Raw genomic sequence first — 11,954 nt, 5'->3', positions numbered from 1 at the left:
CCGGCTGGTCCGGCAGCTCGCCGGGCACGGGCTTCTGGAACTGGGCAGCGGGGGGTCCGTCCGGCTGGGCCTGCGCCTGTGGGAGCTGGTGAACCGGAATTCACCCACCCTGGCCCTCCGCCAGGCGGCCATGCCGTTTATGGAGGACATCCAGCAGGTCCTGAACCAGAATGTGAACCTGGCCGTGCTGGAGGGCTGGGAGGCGCTGTTCGTCGAGCGCCTGTCCCGCCGCGGCTCCGTCGCGAACCGGGCCCAGATCGCCGGGCGGATGCCGGTGCATGTGTCCTCTGCGGGGCTGGCGCTGATGGCCAACCAGCCGGCCGCCGTCCAGGCCGAGTACCTTCACCAGTTCCACGATCCTGCCGGGAAGGTCCAGCCGGAGGACCTCCGCACCCTGCTCCAGGAGACAGCCGGCCATGGCTTTGCGCAGCTCGCCGGCGTTGTGGATCCGGACACCTGGGGGATTGCCGTCCCCGTGCGGGACGCGAGGAAGCGCACCGTGGCGGCGCTCGGCGTCGTCGTTCCCCTGCGTGAAATGCGGCTCCAGGCGCTCGTTCCCGCCCTTCAGACGGCTGCCCGCGGGATCGGGCGGCAGCTGCATGACGCGGCAGCCACGCCCGCATTCCATTCAGTGGAATCCCTGTAACGCCCGTCACGTGTCCGGGCGCACACTGTAGCCAGAGAAACCACCCGGCCCCGGACGTCCAGCCGTCCCGGCCCCGCAACGAAGCGAGGACACCATGGCAAACCGCAAAGTCATCACCACCCAGGTCGCGATCATGGGCGCCGGCCCGGCGGGGCTGATGCTCTCGCACCTGCTGGCCAAACAGGGAATCGAATCCACCGTGATCGAGATCCGCAGCCACAAGGAAATCTCCGAAACCGTCCGCGCGGGCATCCTGGAACACGGCTCCGTGAACCTGCTCGTGGACAGCGGCGTCTCGGACCGTGTGTTGCGCGACGGCGACCGGCACGACGGAATCGAACTGCGCTTCAACGGCGAGAGCCACCGGATCGACTTCCAGGACCTCGTCGGAGAGTCCGTCTGGCTCTATCCCCAGACCGACGTCTTCCTCGACCTTGCCGCACGGCGCCAGGCCGACGGCGGCGACGTGCGCTACAGCGTCACCGACACCACCGTCCACGACCTCGAGGGCAAGCCGAAGGTCTGGTTCACCGATGCCGAGGGAGTGGAATGGGAGCTCCAGGCGGACTTCATCGCCGGCGCCGACGGCTCGCGCAGCCACAGCCGCTTCCAGATCCCGGAGGCCCAGCGCAAGTGGTACTTCCACGAATACCCCTTCGCCTGGTTCGGGATCCTGGCCGAGGCCCCGCGCAGCTCCGACGAACTGATCTACGCCAACTCCGAGAACGGCTTCGCCCTGATCAGCCAACGGACCGAGACCGTCCAGCGGATGTACTTCCAGTGCGACCCCAACGAGGACGTCAACAACTGGAGCGAAGACCGGATCTGGGACGCATTCCGCAGCCGGGTCAACGGCAACGGCTTCGAACTCAAGGAAGGCCCGGTCATTGACAAGACGGTCCTGAAGTTCCGCAGCTTCGTGCACGCCCCGATGCGGCACGGCAAGCTCTTCCTCGCCGGCGACGCCGCCCACACCGTCCCGCCGACCGGGGCCAAGGGCCTGAACCTCGCGCTCCACGACGTCAAGGTGCTGTTCGAGGGCCTCGACAGCTTCTACAAGACCGGAAACACCGTGCTCCTGGATGCCTACAGCGACCGCGCCCTGGACCGGGTCTGGAAGGCCCAGCAGTTCTCCTACTGGATGACGTCCATGCTGCACACGCCGGCCGACGGCGACGACTTCGCCCGCGCCCGCCAGCTCGGCGAGCTCAACTCGGTGGTGTCATCCCGGCACGGCCGTGCCTACCTCGCCGAGGCCTACACCGGTTGGCCGGGCGCGCACTGATTTCTTCATCGACATGCCGCTGAGCCAGGAATAGCCTTAATCCGTCCCAAGAAATACCCGACAAAGTTGACGAAGGGGTGCCCGAGATGGGAGCCGCAGAAAATGTTGAACTGGTCCGGCGGGGGTTCGAGGCCTTCAATGCAGGGGATATGGCGAGCCTCAGCGAGCTGTTCGCGGAGGACGCAGCCTGGCACGTTGCCGGAAGCGGCGTGCTGTCGGGGACCAAGCAGGGCCGCGGCGCCATCCTGGCGTACTTCGGTGAACTTGGAGCCCGCACGCAGGGTTCTTTCCAGGCCACTGTCCAGGACCTCGTCGGCGGGGAGGACCACACCGTCGCGATCCAACAAACCCACGCACAGGCCAACGGCAAGACCCTGGACATGGCCGCCGTGATCACGTTCGTGGTCCGGGACGGAAAGGTCACCGAGGGGCGCGAGTTCTTCGAGGACACGGGCAAGGCAGACGACTTCTGGGCCTAGGGGGCGCGTTCACCGCGGTGTGTGCCCACGGACCGCCGCAGCTCGGACCCTGGTCCTCCTCGAGCGTCAGTCCTCTTCGAGCGTCTCCGTCAGGTGGTGCGTGGGGATCCGGTCCCGGTCGTAGGTGATCTCGGTGTATCCGTGCGGTGCGGGCGTGCCGTGCGGATCGAGGTTCACAAAAACTATTTCCTCGATCGTGAGGATGCTCTGCCGGGTGATCATGTTCCGGACCTCGGCGCGCATGGTAAGCGAGGTCCGGCCGAAGCGCGTGGCCGTCAGCCCCATCTCGATCAGGTCGCCCTGGACGGCCGAGCTGACAAAGTTGATCTCGGAAATGTACTTGGTGACGGCCCGGCCGTTGCCGAGCTGCAGGATGGCGTAAATCGCTGCTTCCTCGTCGATCCACTTCAGCAGGCTTCCGCCGAACAGCGTGCCGTTCGCGTTCAGGTCTTCGGGCCGCACCCACTTGCGGGTGCGGAAGGTGATGTCTGCCGGTTCCATAGTGCGAGAGTAGCCGACCGCGCCGACGCGCCGGCAGTGTGACGGCGGACGCGCCTTAGGCCATGGCGGTGTGCGCGGCGCTGTGCGAGTCGATGGCCTTCGCATAGTAATAGGAGTGCTCCACTCCGATGTAGGGCCCGAAGTTCGGCACCGGGGCAAAGCCCGAGTTCTCGTAGAACTGCCGGCCGTCCGTCTGCACCGAGCCGGCCTCGGCGGTGATGGAGGTGATGCCGAGGGAATGGGCATGCGCCTCCAGGGCCGCGAGGATGGAGCTGGCCACCCCGGAACCGCGCGTGTACGGGAGCACATAGAGCCGCTTGATCTCGGCGGTGCGCGCGTCGAGGATGCGCAGGCCGCCGCAGCCCACCGGCTGCCCCGACGCCTTGTCGTGGGCGACGAGGAACACGGCCGTGTCAGCCTCCGACGGCGGCGGGCCGGGTTCGTGGTCGTCCGTGCCGAAGCGGGCGTCAAGTTCGGACTGCTGGGCTGCGCGGAGGTCCGCGCCCACCGGGTTGGCCCAGGTGACCTGCCGGATGTTGAGCCGCGGGTTGGTCTGCATGGCTGCCTCGCTTCGCCGAAGGGTTATGCAGGTTAACGCTAGGCAGCGCCGGTTTCGGCCGTGTTTCCTGCGCGTTAGGGTTCGGAGAATTCCGCTACAGCGTGCGGCCGGTGGGGTCCTCCGCCGTCGGATCCACCAGGGCCAGGCCGCCCACGGGACTGTCGTCCCAGTGGATGAGCCGCCAGCCGGCGTCGGGATCCCCTTCCAGCGCCACGATCCCGGTGTTGGCGAGGACGTGGCGGGCGGCGAAACCCGCTTCCACGTTGGTGGCCCGCAGGCCGGCCCAGACGCGGATCGCAGCCCCGTGGCTGACCACGGCGACCGTCCCGGCGCCGCCGCCTGCCGTCTCCGCGGATGCGGCGTCGGCGATCCGCGCGATCGAGGCGTCGAAACGTTCGAAGAACTCGTGCCCGCTGGGTCCGGCCGGCATCCGGCGGTGCAGTTCCCCGGCCGCCCAGCCAAACACGGTTCCCAGGTAGCGCAGGTGCGATTCCTTGTCGGTGAGCTTCTCCAACGAACCCGCCTCGATTTCCCGCAGGCCCTCCAGCACCTCAATGTCCAGGCCGCGGACGGTCGAGAGCGGCCCGGCCGTGATCTGGGTGCGGATCAGCGTGGAGGCGTACAGCAAGTCGATCTGCTCATTCGCCAGCGACCGCGCCAGTGCGGCCGCCTGCCGCTCGCCGAGCTCCGTCAGTCCGGGGCCCGGGTGGGCGGTGTCCAGCTGGCCGAGGACGTTTCCGGGAGTCTGGCCGTGGCGGATGAGCAGGAGCCTCATGCGAGGTGGTCCACCAGCTTGTCCGCGATGCCGGTGTACTTGCCGGGGGTGAGCGCCAGAAGCCGGGCTTCGGCGTCGGCAGACAGGCCCAGGCTCTGGACAAACTCCTGCATCCGGGCCGCGTCGACGCGCTGCCCGCGGGTCAGGTCCTTGAGCCGCTCGTACGGGTTTTCCATGCCTTCGACGCCGGCGATGGCCTCGGCGCGCATGACCATCTGGATGGCCTCGCCCAGGACTTCCCAGTTGGTGTCGAGGTCCGCGGCCAGCACGTCCTCGGCGACCTTGAGCCGGTCCAGCCCCTTGGCCACGTTGGAGATGGCGAGCAGCGAGTGGCCGAACGCCACACCGATGTTGCGCTGCGAGGAGGAGTCGGTGAGGTCGCGCTGCCAGCGGGAGGTGACCAGGGTGGAGCCCAGGACATCCAGCAGCCCGGAGGAGATCTCCAGGTTGGCCTCGGCGTTTTCAAAGCGGATCGGGTTGACCTTGTGCGGCATGGTGGAGGAGCCCGTGGCGCCCGCGACCGGGATCTGCACGAAGTAGCCGATCGAAATGTAGCTCCAGATGTCAGTGCAGACATTGTGCAGGATCCGGTTGAACCGCGCGACGTCGGCGTACAGCTCCGCCTGCCAGTCATGGCTTTCGATCTGCGTGGTCAGCGGGTTCCAGCTCAGGCCCAGGCCTTCAACGAAGCTCTTGGCGACATGCTCCCAGTCGGCGCCGGGAACCGAGGCCACGTGTGCGGCGTAGGTTCCGGTGGCGCCGTTGATCTTGCCGAGGTACTCGGTCCGGGCGATGCGGTCCAGCTGGCGGGTCAGGCGGTGCGCGATGACGGCCAGTTCCTTGCCGAGCGTCGTGGGGGTGGCGGGCTGGCCGTGTGTGCGGGAGAGCATCGGCACCGCCCGGTTGTCCCCGGCCATGGCGCCGATCTGCGCGACGAGCTTCCGGGCGGCGGGCAGCCAGACGTCCTCGACGGCGCCCTTGATGCCCAGGGCGTAGGAGAGGTTGTTGATGTCCTCGGACGTGCAGCCGAAGTGCACCATGGCCGTCAGGTGTTCGATGCCGATGCCGGGCAGGCGGCGGCCGATGTAGTACTCCACCGCCTTGACGTCGTGCACCGTGACGGCCTCGATGTCCGCCAGTTCGGCGACCGAACCGGCGTCGAACCCGGTGACGATGGCGCGCAGCTTCTCCTGCTGCCCGGCGCTCAGCGGGCCGGCGCCGGGGAGCACGTTGTTGCCGGTCAGGTGGATGAGCCATTCAACCTCGACGGCGACCCGGTCGCGGTTGAGGGCAGCCTCGGAGAGATAGTCGACCAGCGGCGCGACGGCGGACTGGTACCGGCCGTCCAGCGGGCCAAGCGCGATCTGTTGTGAGGACGCGGCGAGGGCCAGGCGTCCGGACGGCGTGCGGGTATCGGCTGTGGCGGCAGTTTCAGGCATGCCCCGATTCTTTCACGAAGTCCCGCCGGGCCTTAAGCGCGCTGAACCATGTGACTTCCGGACCGGGTTCCTCCCGGCTGTCCCTCCCGCTACGGGACGCGGTTCCACCGGCTGTTGTCCACATGGCTGCGCAGGGGGCTTCAGCCCGCCCACCGGGGCCCCTAGCGTCGGGGGTATGACCAGCGGGACAGCCAGGATGAGCGCACACGCGGGGTCGTTGGTGGCCTCCGATGCGGCGGCGTGCGCCTCGCGCAGTTACGAGGTCCAGCAGCTTGCCGCCCGGGTGGCTGCCTGCGCTGACCGCGCCGACGCCGTGCTGGCCCACCTGGTCAGCGTGGAACTGCAGGGCTGGCAGTCCCCGGCCGGGCGGGCCTACCGGACGGCGCTGTCCCTGCAGGCCGCCTCCCTGCGGCGCAGCCGGACGGCGCTGCAGGAGGCCGTTGCGGCTGTGCTCCGGCATGCCGGAAGCGTGGCGCTGTCCCCGGGACGGCCGGGGTACTGATGGCCGAGGCCTCGCCGGCCGGCTCCGGTGGAGCGCCCGTCCCCGTCGCCCCCGTGGACGGGACGTTGCGGATCCGCGGCGGAGTCGGCGGGCTCAGTTTCCAGTTCGAGGAGTTGCTGGCCGGGGCATCGGCGCTGGACAGGATCGTCCAGGAGTTGGCGGCCGCGGAAGTGGAGGCGGAAGCCGTGCGCCGCGCCCTGCTCCCTTACCAGTCCGACTCGTACTCCACCGGCAGCAACGCGATCATCGCCGTTGGGGAGGGAGGCCGGGCCCTCGGCCGCGTCCGGACGGAGCTGGAGCGTCTCACCCGCGAGGTCCGGGCCAGTCACCGGGAATACGAGTTCGCCGAGGCCCGCAACAATCTGCTCCTGCGGATCGGCCGGACCGGCCCGGGGTACGGGCCGCTGTGGGGTCTGTTCGGTCTGCCTCCCGTCACCGTCCGCGACGCGGTGGAGGACGGGTTCTCCACGGCACCTGCCGGGCTGGCGCTGCTGCTCGGCCTCCCGGCCGGCCTCGCCGCGGCAGGGGGGACGGCCAGTGCGGCCAGCGTCCGCTCCACCATCCGCGGCTTGACGGGCGGAGCGGGCCTGGAGTTCCTGCGGCCCCGGCCCGTCAGGATCGCAGGCATGGAAACCCGCACGGAGGAGGCCGACGTCTCACCGGCCGGGCTGCTGCTGCGGGCCGGGGCTGTCGGACGGAACGGTGGTGATATCGAGGTCCTCCGGGTGGGGGAGCGCGGCAGTCGGGCGTGGGTGGTCGTCATCCCCGGAACGCAGCTGGGCGGACTGCCGCAGGGCACCAACCCGTTTGACGCCGCCGGCATCGCGGAGGCCCTCGGGTACGACTCGGCCGAGACCGCAGTGGCCATCCGGCAGGCCCTGGCCGAGGCCGGCGCCGAGGCGGGCGATCAGGTGGCCGCGGTCGGCTACAGCCAGGGCGGCATCCACGCCATGAACCTCGGTCGGGACAAGGCATTCCGGGCTGACTACGAGCTGAAGTTCGTGCTCACGGCAGGTTCCCCGGTGGGCGGCATCGAGCCGGGAACCGGCACCAGCAGCCTGCACCTGGAGCATGAGCAGGACTGGGTGCCCGGGGCGGACGGGTTGCCCAACCCGGACACAAAGGAGCGGGTGACCGTCACCTTGACCGCTCCGATCCCCGGACACGAATGGCTGGAGCCGGGCCTGGGGCCGGGACACGACCTGGGACGCTATGCCGACGGCGCCCGGGACGTCGCGGCCAGCCGGGATCCTTCACTTCAGGCTTCGACTGCCGCGCTCGCGGCCGCGGTCGGCTCGGGCGGAACGGCCACGGTGACACGATTCTCGCTCCGGCGCGAAGCCATGCCATCGTCACGGCTGCCCATGGCTCCGGGGCCGCGGCACAACCCGGGAGAAAAACCCGCAGACCGCACCCGGCGGCCCGCGGCCTGACTCGCGCGGTTCCTAGCGGTCGAGCGCGGGAAGGAAGCTGGCCACGAGTGACACCGCGCTGATAATGAGGGCGGCGAGCACCGCCGTCCAGAAGAAGGTGTCAATGGTGAAGTGCACGGTGGTGTAGCTGCTGATCCAGGACGTCAGGTAGAGCATTCCGGCGTTGATGACAACCGTGAAAAGGCCCAGGGTGAGGATGGTGATCGGCAGCGAGAGCAGGCTGACGATCGGCTTGACGAAGGCGTTGACGAGGCCGAAGATCAAGCCGATGAAGAGGTAGCCCAGGGTGATGCTGAGCGTGCCGTTGCCCGCGGTGGAAATATCCAGGCCGGTGAGGATCCAGCACGCGATTGCCAGGGCCAGCGCGTTGATGATGACTCGTACGATGAATGAGCGCATGGCCCCATGCTGTCATACGCCCGGCGGCCGCGGCAGGGACCATATCCCCTTATTGCGGCAGGCGATTGGGGCGGAGACCCGAAGTAGGCTAGTTGGCATGACTTCATCAGAGAACACGGCCGGGGGCGTCAGGCCCCGTCCGGTGGTAGACCTCCTTCCCCGCTACGCGGCCGGCAAACCGCCGGTCCCCGTCGAGGGTCTGGCCAGCTTCAAGCTTTCCTCCAACGAAAACCCGTTGCCCCCGATCCCTGCAGTGCAGCAGGCCATCGCGGCGCAGACCGACTTCAACCGCTACCCGGATCCGCTGAGCAGCAGGCTGCGGAGCGCCCTCGCCGGATTCCTGGACGTTCCCGCGGAGGACATCGTCACCGGCGCCGGAAGCCTCGGTGCGCTGAATCAGCTCCTGGCCACCTTCGCGGGGCAGAACGATGACGGCAAGGCCGACGAGGTCATCTATGCCTGGCGATCCTTCGAGGCCTACCCCATCAGCGTGGGCCTCGCCGGTGCCGAGAGCGTGCAGGTCGCGCTGACAGCGGACGGCCGGCATGACCTCGACGCGATGGCGGCCGCGGTGACGGCCCGGACGCGGATGATCCTGCTGTGCACCCCCAACAACCCCACCGGACCCATCCTGACCACCGAGGAAACTGAGCGCTTCCTCAAGACCGTCCCCTCCGACGTCGTGGTGGTCATCGATGAGGCCTACCAGGAGTTCGTCCGCGACGAGCACGCTGTCGACGGCATCGAAATGTACCGGAAGTACCCCAACGTCGTGGTCCTGCGGACCTTCTCGAAGGCCCACGGCCTGGCCGGGCTGAGGGTCGGCTACAGCGTGTCCCACCCGGACCTCACGCAGCACCTGCGCGTCGCGGCCACCCCGTTCTCGGTCTCCCAGATCGCCGAGACCGCGGCGGTGACCTCGCTGAAGCATTTCGGCGAGGTTGTAGAAAGGGTACAAAGCCTCGTGGACGAACGGGACCGGGTGACCGCCGGACTGCGGGACCTTGGCTGGTTTGTGCCGGAGGCGCAGGGCAACTTTGTCTGGCTCAATCTCGGTGCCGACAGTGCCGAATTCGCCGCCCTGGCAGGGGAGCGGGCGCTCTCCGTGCGTGCCTTCGCCAACGAGGGGGTGCGGGTCAGTATCGGCGAGACCGAGGCCAACACCCGTTTCCTCGAACTCTGTGCGATCTATACAAAACCGCCGCGGCGTTCCTAGCGCTTAACATGACGGCCGCGGCCAGCCTGCTGCGGATAAAGTAAGGACGAGTAAGCCAAAATATATGCCGGGCCGGGAATGTACTACCGGTCCGGCATATATCCCAGCGATTGCGGCGCATTCGGATGCGGCAAGCAAGGAGACGGTATGGGCGCCACACATCTGCCCTCTACCGAGTTCGACGGAACCGACATTGAGGACCGGCTGGAAGCAGAAGCCGAGGCCCGCTTGGGTGATCCCGAGGAGCCGATGGTGCAGCTCCTCGCTCCTGACGGCACACTTGGCTCTGATCCCGTGTTCTCCGAATACGCAGAGCGGCTCGACCCGGAGAAACTGCGGGGATTCTATGCTGACATGGCGAAGATCCGCCGCTTCGACGTGGAGGCAACGGCGCTCCAGCGCCAGGGCCAGCTGGCCCTGTGGGTTCCCCTCACCGGCCAGGAGGCCGCCCAGATCGGCTCGGGNCGGGCCGGGCCAGCCAGCCGCAGGACTACATTTTCCCCACCTACCGCGAGCACGGCGTCGCCCTGACCCGCAACGTGGACCTGGCCGAACTGCTGCGCCAGTTCCGCGGAGTGTCCAACGGCGGCTGGAACCCCAAGGACACCAACTTCCACCTTTACACCCTGGTCCTCGCAGCCCAGACGCCGCATGCGGTGGGCTACGCGATGGGCATCCAGCGCGACCAGAAGTTCGCGGCATCCGCCGCACTCGCGGACGGAACAGCGGGCCACGCCACGGAGCCCAAGGCCGCCGTCATGGTGTACTTCGGCGACGGCGCCAGCTCCGAGGGCGACGTCCATGAGTCCATGGTGTTCGCCTCCTCCTACAAGGCACCTGTGGTGTTCTTCTGCCAGAACAACCACTGGGCGATCTCCGTTCCCAGCTCCGTGCAGACCCGCATCCCGCTCGCCAACCGGGCCAAGGGCTACGGATTCCCCGGCGTCCGGGTCGACGGAAACGACGTGATTGCTGTCCACGCCGTCACCGAGTGGGCGCTGGAACGTGCCCGCCAGGGCGAGGGTCCGGTGCTGATTGAGGCCTTCACCTACCGCGTCGGCGCGCACACCACGGCCGACGATCCCACGAAGTACCGGGAATCCGCCGAGGAAACCCGGTGGCGGGCCAAGGATCCGCTGGAGCGCCTGGAGAAGTACCTCCGCGCCGAGGGGCTGGCCGACGACACGTTTTTCGAGCAGGTCAGGGCCGACGGCGACGAACTCGCCGCCTACGTCCGCAAGACCACCTACGACCTGGAAACCCCGGACATCCGGACCGCCTTCGCCAACACCTACGTGGAGGCCCACCCGCTGGTGGCCGAGGAGCTGGCCTGGTTCGAGGAGTACAGCGCAGGATTCGCCGACGACGCAACAGCCCAGGCGGAAGGTGCGGCCAACTGATGACCACCATGACTATCGCCAAGGCCATCAATGAGGGCCTGCGCGCAACGCTGAACAACAACCCCCGCGCCCTGCTCATGGGCGAGGACATTGGACCCCTCGGCGGCGTGTACCGCGTCACCGACGGCCTGTTCGCCGAGTTCGGCGCCGACCGCGTCGTGGACACCCCGCTAGCGGAGTCCGGCATTATCGGGACCGCGATCGGCCTGTCCCTGCGCGGCTACCTGCCCGTCTGTGAAATCCAGTTCGACGGCTTCGTCTTCCCGGGCTTCAACCAAATCACCACCCAGCTGGCCAAAATGCACTCCCGCAGCAACGGCAACCTGACCGTGCCGGTCGTCATCCGGATCCCCTATGGCGGCGGCATCGGCTCGATCGAACACCATTCGGAGTCCCCGGAGGCGCTGTTCGCCCACACGGCGGGCCTGCGCATCATCACCCCGTCCAACCCGCATGACGCCTACTGGATGATCCAGCAGGCCGTCGACTGCCAGGACCCAGTGATCGTCTTCGAGCCCAAACGCCGCTACTGGCTCAAGGGCGAGGTCGACACCGAATCCCCCGGAACCTCCGCGGACCCCTTCAAGGCCCATGTGCTCCGCGAGGGAACCGACGCCACCGTGGTGGTCTACGGCCCGCTGGTGCCGGTGGCCCTGGCCGCTGCCAACGCCGCGGCCGAGGACGGCCACAGCGTCGAGGTGGTCGACCTTCGTTCCATCTCGCCGATCGACTTCGACACCGTCACGGAATCCGTCAAGAAGACGGGCCGGCTGGTTGTGGCCCACGAGGCCCCGACCTTTGGCGGGATCGGCGGCGAAATCGCGGCCCGGATCAGCGAGCGTGCCTTCCACTCGCTCGAGGCGCCCGTCATCCGCGTCGGCGGCTTCCACATGCCCTACCCGGTGGCGAAGGTGGAGGAAGACTACCTCCCCGACATCGACCGCATCCTCGAGGCACTGGACCGTGCCCTGTCCTACTGACCGGCCTTTCGTACTGACCGTGCCCTTTCTGACCGCCTCCCGCCGAGGCGCCTTCTCCCACCAAGGACAACATGACTCTCCATAAGTTCAACCTCCCCGATGTGGGCGAAGGGCTGACCGAGGCCGAGATCGTCGCCTGGAAGGTCAAACCGGGCGATACGGTGGCCATCAACGATGTCCTGTGCGAAATCGAGACGGCAAAATCCCTCGTCGAACTGCCCTCTCCGTTCGCCGGCACCGTCACTGAACTGCTCGTCCCCGAGGGCCTGACGGTCGACGTCGGGACCCCGATCATCAGCGTGAGCGACGCCGCGACCGCCGACGCCGTCCCTGCACCGGT

13 protein-coding genes and 1 pseudogene are annotated in these 11,954 nt (G+C 68.1%); 9 read left to right on the top strand and 5 right to left on the bottom strand.

What is annotated here, in order from left to right:
- The 3 genes from K789_RS0105970 to K789_RS0105960 all read left to right on the top strand — a co-directional run.
- The coding region (locus K789_RS0105970) for an IclR family transcriptional regulator (protein WP_024365965.1) at nucleotides 1-646 on the top strand (646 nt) is incomplete at its 5' end.
- A gap of 94 nt (nucleotides 647-740) precedes the next feature.
- A complete protein-coding gene (locus tag K789_RS0105965) occupies nucleotides 741-1,931 on the top strand; it encodes a 4-hydroxybenzoate 3-monooxygenase (RefSeq protein ID WP_024365964.1) in 1,191 nt (396 codons plus the stop codon).
- Between the two features lie 86 nt (nucleotides 1,932-2,017).
- Complete coding sequence (locus tag K789_RS0105960; protein WP_024365963.1) at nucleotides 2,018-2,410, top strand: nuclear transport factor 2 family protein; 393 nt, start codon at nucleotides 2,018-2,020, stop codon at nucleotides 2,408-2,410.
- Between the two features lie 66 nt (nucleotides 2,411-2,476).
- Here the strand turns inward: K789_RS0105960 and K789_RS0105955 are convergent, their stop codons facing one another.
- The 4 genes from K789_RS0105955 to purB form a co-directional block, all read right to left on the bottom strand.
- Complete coding sequence (locus K789_RS0105955; protein WP_084507307.1) at nucleotides 2,477-2,911, bottom strand: acyl-CoA thioesterase; 435 nt, start codon at nucleotides 2,909-2,911, stop codon at nucleotides 2,477-2,479.
- A 55-nt stretch (nucleotides 2,912-2,966) separates the two neighbouring features.
- Entirely contained in the window at nucleotides 2,967-3,470 is a 504-nt protein-coding gene (locus K789_RS0105950) for a GNAT family N-acetyltransferase (RefSeq protein WP_024365961.1), read from the bottom strand.
- A 94-nt stretch (nucleotides 3,471-3,564) separates the two neighbouring features.
- Entirely contained in the window at nucleotides 3,565-4,245 is a 681-nt protein-coding gene (locus K789_RS0105945; RefSeq protein WP_024365960.1) for a histidine phosphatase family protein, read from the bottom strand.
- Nucleotides 4,242-5,684, bottom strand: coding sequence for an adenylosuccinate lyase (gene purB, locus K789_RS0105940; protein ID WP_024365959.1), 1,443 nt, complete (start codon nucleotides 5,682-5,684; stop codon nucleotides 4,242-4,244). Before purB ends, K789_RS0105945 begins: the two co-directional genes overlap by 4 nt.
- 175 nt (nucleotides 5,685-5,859) lie before the next feature.
- Here purB and K789_RS0105935 point away from each other — a divergent pair, with 175 nt between their 5' ends.
- Nucleotides 5,860-6,186, top strand: a complete 327-nt coding sequence (locus tag K789_RS0105935) for a hypothetical protein (RefSeq protein WP_237739529.1) — start codon at nucleotides 5,860-5,862, stop codon at nucleotides 6,184-6,186.
- Nucleotides 6,186-7,619, top strand: a complete 1,434-nt coding sequence (locus K789_RS0105930) for a hypothetical protein (protein ID WP_024365957.1) — start codon at nucleotides 6,186-6,188, stop codon at nucleotides 7,617-7,619. The genes K789_RS0105935 and K789_RS0105930 overlap by 1 nt, the downstream gene beginning before the upstream one ends.
- Nucleotides 7,620-7,631: 12 nt before the next feature.
- Here K789_RS0105930 and K789_RS0105925 read toward each other — a convergent pair whose 3' ends face one another.
- Entirely contained in the window at nucleotides 7,632-8,018 is a 387-nt protein-coding gene (locus K789_RS0105925) for a phage holin family protein (protein WP_024365956.1), read from the bottom strand.
- 97 nt (nucleotides 8,019-8,115) lie between these two features.
- On the opposite strand from K789_RS0105925, the gene K789_RS0105920 reads away from it, so the two are divergent.
- The 4 genes and pseudogenes from K789_RS0105920 to K789_RS0105905 all read left to right on the top strand — a co-directional run.
- Complete coding sequence (locus K789_RS0105920) at nucleotides 8,116-9,234, top strand: histidinol-phosphate transaminase (RefSeq protein WP_024365955.1); 1,119 nt, start codon at nucleotides 8,116-8,118, stop codon at nucleotides 9,232-9,234.
- 147 nt (nucleotides 9,235-9,381) lie between these two features.
- A pseudogene (locus K789_RS22460) lies at nucleotides 9,382-10,634 on the top strand (thiamine pyrophosphate-dependent dehydrogenase E1 component subunit alpha).
- A complete protein-coding gene (locus tag K789_RS0105910; protein WP_024365954.1) occupies nucleotides 10,634-11,614 on the top strand; it encodes an alpha-ketoacid dehydrogenase subunit beta in 981 nt (326 codons plus the stop codon). The pseudogene K789_RS22460 and the gene K789_RS0105910 overlap by 1 nt, the downstream one beginning before the upstream one ends.
- A 71-nt stretch (nucleotides 11,615-11,685) precedes the next feature.
- On the top strand, nucleotides 11,686-11,954 hold a 269-nt coding region (locus K789_RS0105905), incomplete at its 3' end, for a biotin/lipoyl-containing protein (RefSeq protein WP_029704589.1).

The organism is Arthrobacter sp. TB 26 (genome assembly GCF_000427315.1).
GTDB lineage: Bacteria > Actinomycetota > Actinomycetes > Actinomycetales > Micrococcaceae > Arthrobacter.
This window is presented reverse-complemented; position numbering and strand designations above follow the sequence as displayed.

Coding starts and splice junctions, on each gene's coding strand:
- purB (WP_024365959.1), bottom strand. CDS start 5,684: ATGCCTGAAACTGCCGCCACAGCCGATACCCGCACGCCGTCCGGACGC.
- K789_RS0105930 (WP_024365957.1), top strand. CDS start 6,186: ATGGCCGAGGCCTCGCCGGCCGGCTCCGGTGGAGCGCCCGTCCCCGTC.
- K789_RS0105920 (WP_024365955.1), top strand. CDS start 8,116: ATGACTTCATCAGAGAACACGGCCGGGGGCGTCAGGCCCCGTCCGGTG.
- K789_RS0105910 (WP_024365954.1), top strand. CDS start 10,634: ATGACCACCATGACTATCGCCAAGGCCATCAATGAGGGCCTGCGCGCA.
- K789_RS0105925 (WP_024365956.1), bottom strand. CDS start 8,018: ATGCGCTCATTCATCGTACGAGTCATCATCAACGCGCTGGCCCTGGCA.
- K789_RS0105965 (WP_024365964.1), top strand. CDS start 741: ATGGCAAACCGCAAAGTCATCACCACCCAGGTCGCGATCATGGGCGCC.
- K789_RS0105935 (WP_237739529.1), top strand. CDS start 5,860: ATGACCAGCGGGACAGCCAGGATGAGCGCACACGCGGGGTCGTTGGTG.
- K789_RS0105950 (WP_024365961.1), bottom strand. CDS start 3,470: ATGCAGACCAACCCGCGGCTCAACATCCGGCAGGTCACCTGGGCCAAC.
- K789_RS0105960 (WP_024365963.1), top strand. CDS start 2,018: ATGGGAGCCGCAGAAAATGTTGAACTGGTCCGGCGGGGGTTCGAGGCC.
- K789_RS0105955 (WP_084507307.1), bottom strand. CDS start 2,911: ATGGAACCGGCAGACATCACCTTCCGCACCCGCAAGTGGGTGCGGCCC.
- K789_RS0105945 (WP_024365960.1), bottom strand. CDS start 4,245: ATGAGGCTCCTGCTCATCCGCCACGGCCAGACTCCCGGAAACGTCCTC.